Source organism: Micromonospora sp. NPDC051227, from assembly GCF_044455385.1.
In the GTDB taxonomy this organism is placed as follows: domain Bacteria; phylum Actinomycetota; class Actinomycetes; order Mycobacteriales; family Micromonosporaceae; genus Micromonospora.
Genome location: NZ_JBITET010000003.1, coordinates 575,764 through 591,076, shown reverse-complemented (window position 1 = coordinate 591,076; position 15,313 = coordinate 575,764). Strand labels below are relative to the sequence as shown.

At 70.6% G+C, this 15,313-nt stretch carries 11 protein-coding genes and 1 pseudogene; 6 read left to right on the top strand and 6 right to left on the bottom strand.

Annotated features, from left to right (window positions below):
- Window positions 1-177 precede the first annotated feature (177 nt).
- From ACIA47_RS10725 to ACIA47_RS10715, 3 genes and pseudogenes are all read left to right on the top strand, one after another.
- Window positions 178-636: pseudogene (locus ACIA47_RS10725) on the top strand (hypothetical protein); the annotation flags it as partial.
- A gap of 422 nt (window positions 637-1,058) precedes the next feature.
- Window positions 1,059-1,508 carry a hypothetical protein gene (locus ACIA47_RS10720; protein ID WP_396707363.1) on the top strand — a complete coding sequence of 150 codons (450 nt, stop codon included), beginning with the start codon at window positions 1,059-1,061 and terminating at the stop codon, window positions 1,506-1,508.
- A 156-nt stretch (window positions 1,509-1,664) separates the two neighbouring features.
- Complete coding sequence (locus ACIA47_RS10715; RefSeq protein ID WP_396707109.1) at window positions 1,665-2,906, top strand: ATP-binding protein; 1,242 nt, start codon at window positions 1,665-1,667, stop codon at window positions 2,904-2,906.
- A 24-nt stretch (window positions 2,907-2,930) separates the two neighbouring features.
- Here the strand turns inward: ACIA47_RS10715 and ACIA47_RS10710 are convergent, their stop codons facing one another.
- On the bottom strand, window positions 2,931-3,479 hold the full coding sequence (locus ACIA47_RS10710) for a GNAT family N-acetyltransferase (protein ID WP_396707107.1): 549 nt from the start codon (window positions 3,477-3,479) through the stop codon (window positions 2,931-2,933).
- Between the two features lie 133 nt (window positions 3,480-3,612).
- Between ACIA47_RS10710 and ACIA47_RS10705 the strand changes: the two genes are divergently transcribed.
- Together ACIA47_RS10705 and ACIA47_RS10700 are read left to right on the top strand one after the other, a co-directional pair.
- A complete protein-coding gene (locus ACIA47_RS10705; RefSeq protein WP_396707105.1) occupies window positions 3,613-4,158 on the top strand; it encodes a DoxX family protein in 546 nt (181 codons plus the stop codon).
- Window positions 4,159-4,373: 215 nt separating this feature from the next.
- Window positions 4,374-5,840, top strand: coding sequence for a glycosyltransferase 87 family protein (locus ACIA47_RS10700; RefSeq protein WP_396707103.1), 1,467 nt, complete (start codon window positions 4,374-4,376; stop codon window positions 5,838-5,840).
- Window positions 5,841-5,844: 4 nt separating this feature from the next.
- On the opposite strand, the gene ACIA47_RS10695 is transcribed toward ACIA47_RS10700, so the two are convergent.
- The 5 genes from ACIA47_RS10695 to ACIA47_RS10675 all read right to left on the bottom strand — a co-directional run bounded on the left by ACIA47_RS10695 (window position 5,845) and on the right by ACIA47_RS10675 (window position 12,003).
- The gene (locus ACIA47_RS10695) at window positions 5,845-6,273 is read right to left on the bottom strand and encodes a molybdenum cofactor biosynthesis protein MoaE (RefSeq protein ID WP_091396665.1); all 429 of its coding nucleotides are present in this window, start codon (window positions 6,271-6,273) and stop codon (window positions 5,845-5,847) included.
- The gene (locus ACIA47_RS10690) at window positions 6,270-7,529 is read right to left on the bottom strand and encodes a molybdopterin molybdotransferase MoeA (protein WP_396707101.1); all 1,260 of its coding nucleotides are present in this window, start codon (window positions 7,527-7,529) and stop codon (window positions 6,270-6,272) included. Before ACIA47_RS10690 ends, ACIA47_RS10695 begins: the two co-directional genes overlap by 4 nt.
- Before the next feature lie 149 nt (window positions 7,530-7,678).
- Window positions 7,679-8,149: a MogA/MoaB family molybdenum cofactor biosynthesis protein gene (locus ACIA47_RS10685; RefSeq protein WP_203125902.1), complete on the bottom strand. Its 471-nt coding sequence runs from the start codon at window positions 8,147-8,149 to the stop codon at window positions 7,679-7,681.
- Entirely contained in the window at window positions 8,146-8,637 is a 492-nt protein-coding gene (gene moaC / locus ACIA47_RS10680) for a cyclic pyranopterin monophosphate synthase MoaC (protein WP_203125903.1), read from the bottom strand. Before moaC ends, ACIA47_RS10685 begins: the two co-directional genes overlap by 4 nt.
- A 261-nt stretch (window positions 8,638-8,898) precedes the next feature.
- On the bottom strand, window positions 8,899-12,003 hold the full coding sequence (locus ACIA47_RS10675; protein ID WP_396707098.1) for an AfsR/SARP family transcriptional regulator: 3,105 nt from the start codon (window positions 12,001-12,003) through the stop codon (window positions 8,899-8,901).
- A 745-nt stretch (window positions 12,004-12,748) separates the two neighbouring features.
- Here ACIA47_RS10675 and ACIA47_RS10670 point away from each other — a divergent pair.
- Window positions 12,749-15,271, top strand: a complete 2,523-nt coding sequence (locus ACIA47_RS10670; RefSeq protein WP_396707096.1) for a putative bifunctional diguanylate cyclase/phosphodiesterase — start codon at window positions 12,749-12,751, stop codon at window positions 15,269-15,271.
- Window positions 15,272-15,313 lie beyond the last annotated feature (42 nt).

Here is a 15,313-nt window from a genome sequence, read left to right as displayed (position 1 = left end):
TACGGCGGGCCACCCAACCCGCCCTACGGTGCGGCGCCCGGCGCGCCCTACGGCGGCGGGACGGACACGCCCTACGGCCACGAGCCCCGCACGCCCTACGGCGGCTCGTACCAGCCGACCCCACCGACCCCGCCGCACGGCGGGCAGCCGTACCGGCCCGACGAGCCGTACGGCGAGGATCCGGCACCGGGCCGGCGCGGTCGGGGGCCGCTGATCGCGGTACTGGCCGTCGTACTGCTGGTGGTGGCTGTCGCCGGCGTGTTCTGGTTCCGCCGCGGGCAGAGCGACCCGGCATCGGTGGCCGCGCCGAGCAGTTCGGCCGTTGCCGGTGAGCCCAGCGCGGACGCGGTCGAGCCCGCGCCGAGCGCGGCCGCGCCGGAGTCGTCGGCCGATCCCCGGTTCGCGAAGGTCGGCCAGTGCGTCCGCAACGACGGCACCGCCGGCGGCAAGCCGAAGCTGTTGATCACCGGCTGTACCGCGAAGTCGTACGAGGTGCTGAGCCGGATCGACGGCCCGACCAGCGGCGAGCGGGACGCCGAGGCCAAGTGCGGCAAGGTCGAGGGCTACACCAACTGGTATTTCTTCGACAGTGAGCTGGACACTCTCGATTTCGTCCTCTGCCTCAAGCAACGCTGAGACCACCCACCCCCGGGGATGACATGACGACCTACGGACCTGCGGGTTCCGATCAGCCGGACGATCCGTACCAGCGCCCGCCCAGTGGGCCTGACAGCTCACCACCGGTCGACCCGACCCTGCCCCAGGAGAGCACCCCGCAGCCTGCGGACGACCCGACCCGGCAGCAGTGGGGCCCGCCGTCGATCAGCGCTGAGCCCCCGACGGCACCCATGTGGGCGCCGCCGCCCACCAACCCTGAGCCGCCGACCACGCCGATGTGGGCGCCGCCGCCCACCTCGGGCCCGGGTTACCCACCGCCCGGGCCGTTCCCACCGGCCGGGCCGTACCCACCGGCGGGCCCGATGCCCGGCCAGCCGGCCGGGCCGATGCCGGGTCAACCACCCGCGCCCTGGGGTCAGCAGCCCGCCGGCGGCTATGGGATGCCGCCCGTCGCGCCGGCGAAGAAGACCGGCCGCAACGTCGCTCTCATCATCACGGTGGTGGTGCTGCTCGTGCTCTGTCCGTGCCTCGGCCTGGCCGGATGGGCGGTCTGGAAGGTGGCCGACGCTGGCAGTGACGCGGCTCGTACCCCGTCGACGAGTGCCCCGGGCGTTCCACCCGCGCTGCCCAGCGACTCCCCGACCTCGGCCGCCCCGACTCCGGGCGAGGAGTTCGCCAGGGGTGACTGCGTGGTGAACGACGGCAGTGAGACCGACGCGGAACTCCGCAAGGTGCCCTGCGGCCCGAACACCTATCAGGTGCTGCTGCGAATTCCGGCGACCACGGACGGCGACCGGTGCGAGACGCTCGCGCCACAGGCGACCGCGAACTACGTGCACGACAACTCGGTCGACCTCTTCGACTACGTGCTCTGTCTGAAGAAGCGCTAGCCCGATCCGGCCGATCGGTGGCCCGATTGCCAAAACTAGGGCTGTCTAGCGTGGACGCTAGAGAGCCCTAGTTTACGGTCGATGGCCTCGACACGCCGGTAGCCCCATCTATCCATGTCTAGCCTCGCAGCTAGATGGCCCGATAATCTGCGATGCGTGGATCCGGTCCGCAACCCGTACGCGCCGGGCGCCGGTCAGCGTCCGCCCGAACTTGCCGGGCGGGGGCGAGAGCTGGACGTCTTCGACATCGTGCTCGAGCGCATCGCCCGGGGCCGACCCGAGCGCAGCCTGATGCTCACCGGGCTACGTGGCGTCGGCAAGACGGTCCTGCTCAACACGCTCCGGTCGCAGGCGATCAACCGGCTCTGGGGCAGCGGCAAGATCGAGGCTCGACCGGACCAGTCGTTGCGCAGACCGGTCGCCGCCGCACTGCACATGGCGGTCCGGGAGCTCGCCCCCCGCCACCGCGCACCGGACCGGATCGACGCGTTCCTCGGCGTCCTCAAGGCGTTCGCCCAGCGGTCCAACCCGACCGGCCGGGCCGGTGCGGCCACCAAGCTGCGCGACAGGTGGCAGCCCGGCATCGACGTGCCGGCCGCCAGCGGCCGGGCCGACTCCGGTGACATCGAGATCGACCTGGTCGAACTGTTCAGTGACGCCGCCGCCGTGGCCAGTGACGTTGGCACCGGCATCGCCATCTTCATCGACGAGATGCAGGATCTCGGCCCGGAGGACGTGTCGGCGCTCTGCGCCGCCTGCCACGAGCTGTCCCAGCTCGGCGCGCCGCTGATCGTCGTCGGCGCCGGCCTTCCGCACCTGCCGGCCGTGCTCAGCGCCGCCAAGTCGTACTCCGAACGGTTGTTCCGCTATCAACGTATCGACCGGCTCGACCGGATCGCCGCCGATCGGGCGCTCTGCGCGCCCGCCGAGCGCGAGGAGGTCGAGTACGAGCAGAAGGCACTCGACCTGCTCTACGAGAAGTCCGGCGGCTATCCCTACTTCGTCCAGGCGTACGGCAAGGCCACCTGGGACCACGCGCCACGCTCGCCCATCACCGCCGCCGACGTGCGGGTCGCCGCGCCCGAGGCGGAGGCCGAGCTGGCGGTCGGTTTCTTCGGTTCCCGGTTCGAACGGGCGACTCCCGCCGAACGCGAGTACATGCGGGCGATGGCCATGATGTCCGCGGTCGAGGGCGAGCCCGGCGCGGTGATCCGCGACGACATGGACGCCGCGGTGCCCACCGCGGAGATCGCCCGTGCCCTCGGCCGCAAGCCGGCCAGTCTGTCCCCGGCCCGGGACGCGCTGATCAAGAAGGGGCTGATCTACTCCGGTGAGCGGGGCACTGTCGCCTTCACCGTCCCGCACTTCGGCCGGTACCTGCGGACGCAGCCGGCCTGACCCCCAACAATCGCGTCGACCCGGTCAGACCTTGGACCAGGGCGCCGGAAAGAGCACCTCACCGCGAGGCGGGGGCCCCTCCTCGCTGGTGGACGGCGGCAGCACCAGCGCCTGCCAGGGTTCACCGAGGCCGGCCCACGGGCCGGTCAGGCCCAGTTCACTCGCCGGGCCGAACCCGAACCGGCGGTAGAAGACCGGAGCACCGAGGACGACGACCAGCCGCTCGCCCAGCTCGGTGGAGGCGTCCAGGGCAGCCTGCACGACCGCCGTGCCGTGCCCGACACGCTGTCGGTGCGGCGCGACCGCCACCGGGCCGAGGGCCAGGACGGGCACGTCCGAGCCTCGCTCCGGCCGCAGCCGCACCCGGGTGAGCAGCGCGTAGCCGACCACCTCACCGCCGTACTCGGCGATCATGGCCAACTCCGGCAACCAGGCGGTGGTGTCGCGTAGCTCGTCGACCAGGCTGACCTCGGGCGGCGTCGCCACGTCCGGGCGGGCGAAGGCGGCGGCCAGTACGCGGCGGACCGGGCCGGCGTCGGCCGGGTCCTCGGGGCGTAGCCGCAGCGTGGTCACCCGCGCGACGTTACCCGCCAGCGCCCGTCCATCCGTGACGGTCGCTCGATTCGGCGTGGCGTACGTGTACGAACACCAATCCGATCCTGCGGTTGACGGGGTAGCAAACGTCGCGACGGGGTATGACTGATCCATGACGCCCGTACGCTCCCTCGCCCGCGCCATGCTGAGCGGCATCTTCGTGGTCAGCGGGTATCGCAACCTACGCGACCCCGGCCGGCTCGCGGTGACCGCCAAACCGGTGACCGACAGGGTCGCACCGGTGCTGAAAAAGGCACACCCGAGCTTCCCCACCGAGACCGAGACCTTGATCCGGCTCAACGCGGCCGTGCAGGTCAGCGCCGGTCTGATGCTGGCCACCGGCCGGTTCAGCCGACCCGCCGCGCTGGTTCTGGCCGGCACGCTGGTCCCGGTCACCATCGCCGGGCATCCCTTCTGGAACAACGACGACCCGATCGCCAAGAACAACAATCAGATTCATGTCCTGAAGAACCTCGGGCTCCTCGGCGGTCTGCTGCTCGCCGCGGCGGACACCGGCGGCAAGCCGGGTCTGCGGTGGCGGACGGGCCATCGCATCGGCCACTCTCGACGTTCCATGCAACGCGCCGTCCGGACCGCCCGCCGCGAGGCCCGAATCGCCGTCCGCTCCGCCTCCACCGCACGTCGACTCCCCGGCTGACCTGCGTCGATCCGTCTCCGTCTCACCCACACCCCTCGCTAAGGCCACGAATTACCTGAACCACCCGGTAGGCGTTAACGCGGTGGAAATGTCAAAAACATGTGTGGGATCGGACACGGTCGCATAACGCGGGAGGCACTGACGTGAGGCGCCGTTCTAGGCTCCGTGCAGGACCTGGACGGGTAGGACGACCTTGGTACGGGGGTGGCCACGCCATGCCGACGGATGTCGGTAGACGGGCGGACCGCCTCGCCCCAATCCAACGTGTGACACGCGGGATCGACCGCGTGACGCGCGGGATCGATCGCAGGAACGTCGTACGGGGCGCCATCGTGGCCGCCGTCGCCTATGCCGCATGGCTTGCCATCGGCGCCTTCGGGCGGCCGTACAACTTCTTCGACATGAAGATCTACCACGGTGCCGTGGTGTGGTGGGCGAGCGGTCACGAGCTCTACGAGTTCATCGCGCCCGAAACCACACTCGGGTTCACCTATCCGCCCTTCGCCGGGCTGGTCATGTTGCCGATGGCGCAGCTGCCGATCGGCGCGGCCGGCCTGGTCAACGCCGCCGCCAGCATCGCCGCCTTGGCGCTGGTGCTGGCCGGGCTGCTCCGGCCCATCGTGGACCGACTGGGGTGGCCACTGTGGTTCACGGTGGCCCTGGCGGTGCCGCTCGCCGTCGCCATCGAGCCAGGTCGGGAGACGCTCGGCTACGGCCAGGTCAACATCCTGCTGTTCGCCTTGATCATGGCTGACCTGATCGGCCTTCGCTGGCGGTCCCGGCGGGGCACCCACTACGCCGCCACCGACGGCCCGCTGCTGCGCTTCATCTACGGCGGGGCCTGGGCGGGGGCCGGCATCGGCCTCGCCACCGCGGTCAAGCTCACCCCCGCGCTGTTCATCGCGTACCTGCTGATCACCCGCCAGTGGCGGGTGGCGGCCACCGCCATCGGCACCACGATCGGCGTGACGTTGGGGACCTTCGCGATCGTCGGTGACGAGTCGCGGACCTACTTCGGCAGCGTGCTGTGGCAGACCGAACGGGTCGGCGCGGCGGACATGACGCCCAACCAGTCCCTCGCCGGCCTCCTCGCCCGACTGTACGACTCGATCGAGACCCCGGGGCTGCTGTGGCTCGCCTTCTCGGTGCTGGTCCTGGCGCTGGGCCTGTCCCGGGCGGCCAGTTCCCGCGCCGACGGTGACGAGTTGACCGCCTTCACGTTGGTCGGTCTCACCGCGAACGTGATCAGCCCGATCTCCTGGACGCACCACCTGGTCTGGGTGATCCCGGCGATCATCGTGCTGGCCGACGCCGCCGTGCGTCGCCGCGAGGCGAGCCGGGGGATGCCGCAGCGCTCCGGCCAGGGGTCGGCCTTCGGCGGTCTACCCGGGGTCAACGGGCTCCGCCCGCCGATCTGGTACCCGACGCTGACCGGGCTCCGCCACGGCTTCGCCGCGATCGGGCTCTACCTGCTCTTCCTGATCTCCCCGATCTGGCCGTACGAGCACCAACTGCCGGAAATGTCGCACTACCAGGATGGCCTGTTCGGGGCACTGATGGAGAACTCGCTCGCGCTCGCGCTGATCGTCCTGGTCGCCGCGCTGCCCTGGCGGCCAGGCGCGGAGCCGGCGTTCTACGGCGACCGGCTCGCCCGGGCCGTGGCGGTCAACGGCCGCCGCTGAGCGGTCAGGGGCAGTTGACCCATTCCTCGGTACCGTCGGTGAAGACCTGCCGCTTCCAGATCGGCAGTCGCGCCTTGACCTCGTCGACCAGTCGGGCGCAGGCCGCGAAGGCCGCCGCCCGGTGCGCGGTGCTCACCGCTGCGACCAGCGCCACGTCGCCGATCACCAGGGGGCCGACCCGGTGCGAGACCGCCACCGCGTAGACGTCGGGCTCCGCGGCGATCTCGGCTGCCACCTCGCGCAGCACCTGTGCGGCACTCGGGTGCCCCTCGTACTCCAGGCTGGTGACCTGGCGACCGTGGTCGTGGTCGCGGACCACGCCCTGGAACGACACCACCGCGCCGGCCCGGCGGTCAGCGACCGCCGCCTCGTGCGTGGCGAGGTCGAGCGGCTGGTCGGTGACCTCGCCGAAGGTGATCGCTGGTGCGGTCACGATGCACGCTCCCCGGGAAACAACGGCAGTGGCACGATCGGCACCCGGTCGCCCGGCTCACCGCTGGTGCCGGGTCGGATGACCGCGAACCCGTCCGCGCCGGCCAGGCCCCGCAGCATCGCCGAGCCGACGTGACGAACCGGGAACGCGACGCCGGCGGACCGGTCCAGTCGGACCAACGCCAGGTGGGTGTGGTCACCGCGACCGGGCACCGCCTCGGCCAGCGTGACCTGCGGCAGCACCGGCATCGACCGGCCCTGGAGGCCGGCGAGCAGCGGGGCGACAAGCGACACCAGCGCGACGATGGCCGACTGCGGGTTGCCCGGCAGCCCGGCCACGAACCGAGCTCGCCCGTCGGGGCCGGTCAGCCGGGCCAGCAGCATCGGGAAGCCCGGGCGGACCGCCACCGTGTTGACCACGTAGTCGGCGCCGAGCGCCTCCAGGGTCGGGTGCAGGTGGTCGACCGGGCCGTTCATCGTGCCGCCGGTGGTGCAGACCAGATCGGCGTGGCCCAGCGCCGAGCGTAGGGCCGCCACGTGCGCGGGTAGCGTGTCGGCCACCGGGCCGACCACGTCGGATGGGCGGACCTGGCAGCCGTACCGTCGCAGCCAGGCCGGCACCGCAGGGCCCAGCGCGTCACGGATGCGACCGGCCGCGGGCGGGCCCGCCGTCAGCAGTTCGTCGCCGAAGACCAGCAGCGCGGCGCGCGGCGCCCGCCGGACCCGCAGCGTGTCGTGCCCGCAGGCGGCGGCCAGGCCGATCACCGCCGGGTCGACCGGCGTGCCGGCCGGCAACAACTCCTCATCGGCGTACGCCTCCTCGCCGGGGTTCCGCCACTCGGGCGTCTCCCGGGGAGTGCCGCTGATCAGGCCGGTGGTGGATGCGGTGGACTCCTCGACGCGGAGCACGGCGGTGGCGCCCTCGGGCACCATCGCGCCGGTCGCGATCTCGACGGTGGTGTCGTCCTCGGTGAGCGGCGCGGGGGTGCTGCCTGCCAGGACCCGGCCGACGACGCGCCACGGCCCACTGCCGCGCACCGCCCAGCCGTCCACGCTGGAGGTCGGGAACGCCGGCAGGTCGGTGCGGGTGGTCAACGGCTCGGCCAGGGTCGACCCGTCGGTGTCGACAAGTGGTCGGGTGGCGGCTGGCAGCGCGGCGGCCAGACCGACCGCGTAGACCCGAGAACGGGCTTCTTCCCAACCGGCTGGCGGTGGGGCGGTGACCCGATCCGCTGTGGGTGCGGTTTCCGTGCTCACCGACCGAGCCTATCGGCACGGACCGACACCCGCCCGGGCCTGACGCGCACCGGTCACTGGTCACCACCGCGCACCGGTCACTGGTCACCACCGCGCACCGGTCACTGGTCGCCGCCGCGAAGCGGTCAGTGGTCGCCGCCGCGAAGCGGTCAGTGGTCGCCGCCGCGGAGCTGGTCGACGGTGTGCCCGAGGATCGGCCCGAGAACGGCCAGGCCATCCCGGGCACCGCCGGTCGAGCCGGGCAGATTGACCACCAGCATCCGGCCAGCGACCCCGGCCAGGCCCCGGGACAGCACCGACGCCGGCACCCGGTCACGACTGTGCGCGCGGATCGCCTCGGCGATGCCGGGGACCTCGTAATCCAGTAGACCCCGGGTCACGTCCGGTGTCCGATCCGTCGGGGTCACTCCGGTGCCACCGCTGGTCAGCACCACCTCGACACCGTCGGCGCGGGCGGCCCGCAGAGCGTCGCCGACCGGCTCACCGTCGGGCACCACCACCGGGTCGTCGACCTGGCAGCCCAGCTCACGCAGGCCGGCGACGAGCAGCGGCCCGCTGGTGTCGGCGTAGACACCTGCGGCGGCCCGGTTGGAAGCGACGATCACCCGAGCCCGGATCACGGCCGGTCCTCCGGACGGACCCACTCGCCGGTCTTGCCGCCCTCCTTGCGCAGGACCCGGACCGCCTCCACCGAGGCCGCCGGGTCGACCGCCTTGACCATGTCGACCAGGGCGAGACCGGCGACAGCAACCGCCGTCAGTGCCTCCATCTCCACCCCCGTCCGGTCCGCGGTGCGGGCAGTGGCCGTGATCTCCACGGTGTCGGCGGTCAGCCCCAGGTCGACGGTGACACCGTGCAGGGCGATCGGGTGGCAGAGCGGGATCAGATCAGGGGTGCGCTTGGCCCCCATGATTCCGGCGAGCCGCCCGACGGCCAACGCGTCACCCTTGGGCAGCCCGTCGCGATGCAACAGGTCGATGACCTCGGGCGTGGTCCGCAAACGGCCGGCCGCGACGGCCAACCGACCCGTCACCGCCTTGGCAGAGACGTCGACCATGCGGGCCGCGCCGGCGCGATCGACGTGGCTGAGCTGCGCGGGTTCGGTCACGGTCGTGAGCCTATCGGTGCGGTACGACGGCGGTCGGAAGGAGCGGCGTCACGCTGACGACGCACCGGGTGCTGACGGCGCAACGGTCCCGACGCCGCTCCTCCCTCACCGACCCGCCGCCGAGGTCGCTGGGGGGCCCTGGCAGCGGGCGCGTGTCGACGACCCGGTTCTGCCCACTGGCAGAACCTCCCCCGTTCGCCGATACGGCCGCCAAGTTACCGGGCCTGCCGATAAGAAATCGATAAGCGCCGTTCAGGCTGGTCAGCGCTTTGCGACCATTGCCGCTCCAGTCAACTCGGCGAGGCGACGTTCGGCCTCGAAGCGCTCCGGCACACCCATCCGTCGGAAGATCGCCAACGCCCGCTCCCAGTGCCGCCGCGCCTCGGCCGGGTCGATACGGGCGAAGTGTTCGGCGAGCCCGGCCAGCGCTCGGCCCTGCTCGTGGGGGTGCGCGATCCGAGTGGCCAACCGCAACGCCTCCTGGTGCACCTCGAATGCCTCGCCACCTCGCCCCTGCGCCAGCAGGGTGCGGCCGAGTTCGTTCAGCGCAGCCGCCTCGACGTGTCGCTCCCCCGAACCGACCGACAGCTTCCGGGCCAACTCGTGCTCCTGCTGGGCCTCCACCAGACGACCCAGACCGCGATAGGCGATCCCGAGGTCGTTGCGCACCTCGGCCTCGGCATACCGGTGGCCGGTGCGATCGCGCAGCGCCAACGAGGCCAGGAGAATTCGGATCGCCTGCGGAAGGTCACCCATTCGGAGGCGTACGGCGCCGATGTGGCTGAGAGCGTTGAGCGTGTGGAACTCGTCGGAGTTCGTTCGGGCCCACGCCAGGTGCAGGCGGTGTATACGCAACGCCTCCTCGTAACGCCCCAGGGACGTCAGTGCGATGCCCAGATTCGGCAGCACCATCGGCACCCTGACGTTGCCGTACCCCTTGTAGTCACGCAGGCACTCCAGACCGACTGTCACCGCTTCGGCCAGATTGCCGCTCCACCAGTAGACGGCGGCGAGATTGGCGCGGTATCGGGCGGCGTTCAGCACGTCCCGTGCGTCTCCGGCGAGGGCGACAGCGCGAGTCAGATGGTGCAGCGCTGCCCGGTTGTCGCCGGTGCGGACGTATCCGGAAGCAAGGTAGTTGTTCATCAATGCCGTTGCGCCGACGTCCCCGGATGCTTCCGCTGCGGTCAGCGCGTGCCGGTGGGTCGTGATGATGTCCTCGAAGTATCCACGGATGTAACACAATCGCCAGAGAGCGCGGGCCAGTCGCCAGGAGTGCTCGTGGAAGCCCTCATCGAGGGTTGACCGCACCATCGTCACCAGGTCCGCCCGCTCCGTCTCCAACCAGTCGGCGGTCGGTTCCCCGATCGCGTCGATCAACTCGGGTCGCCCGAACGGGAGATGTGTGACGCGGGATCCCAGGTCGTTGAACTCCAGCGTCTTGGCGACCCTCAGTGCCACCGCCAGAGTGAAATCGAACAGGTAAGCCAGCCCGGCCTTTCGGTCGCTCGCGGAGTCGATACGCGAACACAGTTCGATGGAGTACTGCCGAATGAGGTCGTGCAGTCGATATCGCGTCGAGTCCAGGTCCTCCACCAGATTGCTGTCGACGAGGTCGTCGAGCGCCGCGCGAGCTTCGGCGATCGTCAGACCGGTCAGTGCGGCGACCGCCGGCACACTGAAGCGGCTGCCGGGGTACAGACCCAGGAATCGGAAGACACGCTTGGTCGGCGGTGGAAGCGGCTCGTAGGAGGCAGCGAAGGCCCCGGTGACAGTGCTCTCCTCCTGAGCCAGGTGGTGCAGCACCGGAGCATCGCCAGCCATCTGCTCGACCAGGTCTGCCAACCGCCAGCCGCGCCGATGCGCCAGCCTGGCACCGGCCAGCCGAATCGCCAGTGGGAGATACCCGCACCGGCGCACCACCTCGGCTGCCGCCTCCGGCTCGGCTTCGACCCTGTCCCGACCGACGCTCAGGCTGAGGAGTTCCACGCTCTCCCGAGGGCTGAGCAGCGGAAGTGTCTGCGAAGGCCCGACATGCGGATGGGTCAGACGCCGCCGCGAGGTCACCAGCACGACGGTGGTCGGCTCGACCGGCAGCAGGGGCATGATCTGCTCGCTGCTCGCCGCGTTGTCGAGGACTATCACCGACCGCCGCCGGGCCAACTCCTGCCGCCACAACTCCATCCTGTCGTCGGACTCCATTGGTACACGGCCAGCCGGAACGCCCAACTGCCGTAGCAGGGAGACCAGAGCACTCGCCGGCTCCACCCGGCTCTTTCCGCCGTGCCCGCACAGGTCGATGAACAGCGCGGCGTCCGGGTATCGATCGGCCAACCGGCGGGCGAGGTGCACGGCGAGTGTCGTCTTGCCGCTACCCGCCATGCCGTCGATGATGTGTACGGCTGGCACCCGCTCCTCGACCCGCCAGGTCTCCGCCAGCAGCCGCGACACCACGTCCTCCCTGCCGACGAAGTCGGTGACCGCTCGGGGAAGGTGATCCACCAGGTCGGGCTGAGGCGCTCTTACGGGGAGCAGGACACCGGCTGTGGAAGTTGAGTTCGTATCAGGGCGGGCGCTCTGGCCAGCCGGACGGGATGCGGCGCGGTTCGCCGGTCGCCGAGATGGCACCGCCGAAACGATCGTGCGGTGGAGAGCCTGGAGGTCGGAACCCGGGAGGACGCCGAGTTCGGCCATCAGCTTCGTCCGAACCTCGTCGTACGTGACGAGCGCGCCCGCGTGGTCGCCGCGCTCGTGCAGCGCCCGGGCGAGGAGGACGTACGCCGTTTCCCGGAGGGGATGACGGGCGATGACCTCCCGTAACAGGGGGATCGCCTGGTCGCCCCGTCCCGCCCTGAGTTGCGCGTCGGCAAGGAGTTCCACGGCCAGCAGGCGCTCCTCCTCGGCGGCCACCACGCGCGCGCCGAGCACAGGCCCGAGCGCTATGCCGGCGAGCATCGCACCCCGCCAGCGCGCCACGGCGGACCCCAACCGTTCCAGGGCGCGGTTGACGTGGCCGGCTATCAGGGCTTCGCGACCCGCAGCACACTCCATCTCGACGCGAAACACGTCGATAGCTTCCGGCCCAAGGGTGAGCCGGTAGCCGCTCTGCTGCCTGACGAGGACACCCCGACCGGACTCGAAAGCCTCGAAGGTTCGGCGCAGATTGGCGGCGTAGGTCCGTACGTTCGCCACCGCGGAGCGCGGCGGGCCGTCCGGCCACAGCTCGTCGACCAGGTCGTCGACGGTCACCAGTTGCCCGGGTTGGACCGCGAGCATCGCGAGGACAGCCTGCTGTTTGGGCGTACCCAGGTGCAGCTTGCGACCGAGCAGTTGCACCGAGAGGCCGCCGAGAAGTTGAATCTCCACCCGTCCCCCTGCTTCAGCGGGGTATTCAGCCGATCACGCAACGAAGCTTACGGGCACCGGATGTAACGGCTGATGCCAATCAGGCTGCCGCTGCGAACGCTCAGGCGGCCGTCCGCTGCGACGGGCCGACGAGTGCAATGCGAACATTGCAAGAACCACCGGTTGCGTCAGCGTTCCCGACTCCTGCCGCAGCACGGAGAGATTGGAGCGAAAGCCCCCAACTAGTGGTTTCGGTACCGACCTCGGGTCCGAACCCCGGGAACGGCCCGGGGCAGTGCCACCATCATCAATGTTCATCTGGGAACGGTTACCCCCACAGTCGACGAAGGGGCCAACTGGCTGAAGCTGACCAGCGGTCGACCGAATCGGCGGATGAGTTGCGGCACCACAGCACCCACACTGGGGACGCGGTCTAATCACTCGACACCGCTCACGACATTCCGCAACGGACCGGATGCAACAGGCGAGCATCCCAGCGCTCTCCGCACCGGAACGCAAACAGAATGTCACTTATGCGTACAGGATTAACTAATGTTGAGGATAACGACATTTATCATCCCTAACTAGGGCCAACCCCATTTAAGCTCCATTCGTAGAGAGCCGGCTCCAACGGAGTCCGACAACCTCACGAAGGAGAGGGTGGGTGAAATGCGCGGAAACGAGTGGGGCTGACATCGGTGCAGGACTTCTGCATCGCTCAGCGATATGGTTGCGGGTACGACAGGCGAGGTAATCCAGGAGTTGCGTGGCCTCTTCACAACGACGCGATGACGGGACCGATCGACGGCTACGGCTGATCGTCGGTCTCCTCGTCGTTGCTGCCACGATCGTTGCGCTCGCCTCCCTGAGACTGACCTTCCCTGCGGCCGAGGCTCCGACACCCGACGGAGCAACCCTGGTCACGCTGACCGCCATGATCGCCTTGGGTGCGTTCGTCAAGACGCGCGTGCGTGTCCGGTCCACTGTGCACCTGATCAGTTGGAGCGAGGCGGCAATCGTCATCGCGGCTGCCATTGCCCCCGTTCCATGGGTGGTGCTCTGCACCTGCATCGGGATCACCATCGCCTCGGCCCGGCTACCGCCGATCAAGCTGGCCTTCGGCGTCGGCAAGAACATCCTCGTCGCGGCCGGGGCAGGCATCGCCTTCGCACTGCTCGGCTGGACCTGGCCCGCCATGCAGGCCCCGCAGCTGGTGGGTGTCCTGTCGGTCGCGTACCTCCTCGCCGCCTTCCTCGACGAGGTGCTGGCGATCCCCGTGATCGCGCTCGCCTCCGGCACCAAGATCTCGACTCGGTTCCGCAGCAACCTGGATCTCCGCCTGGCCGGCTACGCGGTCCGGTTCGTGGTGGCGGCCCTGACCCTGCTCACCCTCCAGATGGACCCACGGCTCCTGCTCGCCGTTCCGCCCCTGGTCCTGAGCCTGCACCTGGCCTACTCCGCGCGCATCCGAGGCCGCACCGAGCAGCAGGCGTGGCAGCGGCTCGCCCGTACCACCGACGCGCTCAACGTGGTCGATCTGGACACCGTCCTCACCACGGCCGTCACCCAGGCCGCCGAGCTGTTCTCCGCCGACGAGGTCGAGATCGAGCTGCACGACGGCGGCCGCACCGTACGAGGCGGCACCGGTGGCATCACCTTCGACGGCCCGACCGGCACGCCCACCGACGTGGACGGCACGGTCGTCCGCGCGCCGCTGGAAGGCCACGACCGGACGGTCGACGTCGGCATGCTTCGACTGCGCTTCCGCGGCCCGGTGCAGCTCTCCGAGCGGGAGCAGTACACCCTGCGCACCTTCGCCTCCGCGCTCTGCACGGCCGTCCGCAACGCCCAGGCGTACGCCGAACTGGCCCGGGTCGCCGACGAGCACGCGTACGCGGCCTCACACGACGCGCTGACCGGCCTGGCCAACCGCCGGCACCTCCTCGACGAGGGCACCGAACAGTTGAGCACCCGCCACGCCGACGGGGTGACCGCACTGGTGCTGATCGACCTCAACCATTTCAAGGAGGTCAACGACACGCTCGGGCATGCCGCCGGCGATCAGGTGCTGGTGCAGGTGGCCGACCGGTTGCGGGGTGCGGCCCAGCCGAGCGACCTGGTGGCCCGCCTCGGCGGCGACGAGTTCGCCGTACTCATGCGCGGTCTGCCGGCCCCGGCGGTCGCCGCGCACCGGGCCGAGACGCTGCTCGCCGCCCTGCACGAGCCGTTCGAGCTGGACGGCATGCGAATCAGCGTCGAAGCCAGCGGCGGGATCTCCGGCGCCCCGTCCAACGGCGGCATGGCCGAGTTGCTGCGCCGCGCCGACGTGGCCATGTACCAGGCGAAGCGGGCCGGGCAGCGGATCTCCACGTACGCCCCGACCCGCGACACCGCCGACCTCGGTCGCCTCACCCTCGGCGGTGACCTACCGCGCGCGGTCGCCGACCACGAGTTCGTCGTCAACTTCCAACCGATCGTCGACCTGGGCACCGGTGAGGTGACCAGCGCTGAGGCGCTGGCCCGCTGGCACCACCCCACCCACGGCCTGATCGACCCGCTGCGGTTCCTGGAGGCGGTGGAACGGTCCGGGCTGCTACCGGCCTTCGCCGAAGCGATCCTCGACCAGGCGCTGATCGCGGCGGTGAGTTGGCGCGACGCCGGCTTCGACGTACCGGTCGCGGTCAACGTGTCCCCGCGCAGCCTGCTCGACGCGCGGTTCCCGGGCTCGGTGCTGGCCCGCCTCCGCGCCCACGACCTACCACCGGACCGGCTGGTCCTGGAGTTGACCGAGACGCTGACCCTCAGCCAACTCGACGTGGTCGATCGGGTGCTCAGCCGACTACGTGACGAGGGAGTCCGGTTGGCGTTGGACGACTTCGGCACCGGCTACTCCTCCCTCTCGTTGCTCTCCCGAATCCCGGTTCACGAGCTGAAGATCGACCGGAGCTTCGTGACGACGATGGAGAGCTCGGCGGAGGCCGCCGCCGTCATCCGCTCCACCCTCGACCTGGGTCGCAGCCTCGACCTGGACGTGGTGGCCGAGGGGGTGGAGAGCGAGCCGCAGCGGCGGGCCCTCTGGGAGTTGGGCTGCGTCGCCGGCCAGGGGCATCTGTTCGCCCGGCCGATGCCGTCCGGCACCCTGCTCGCGGCGATGCAGCGCGGCTCGGGCGGCCGACCGGGCACCCTCGCCGCGCCGCTGCACGACACCGGGGCGGTGATCCGGTTGAGCCAGAACCGCCGCCAGGCCGGCCGCTCCAGGCCCGACCGCCTGCCACACCTGCCCGCCTGAGCAGGCATCGCCCCGCTGCGCGGGCAGCCCAATCTGCCAGAC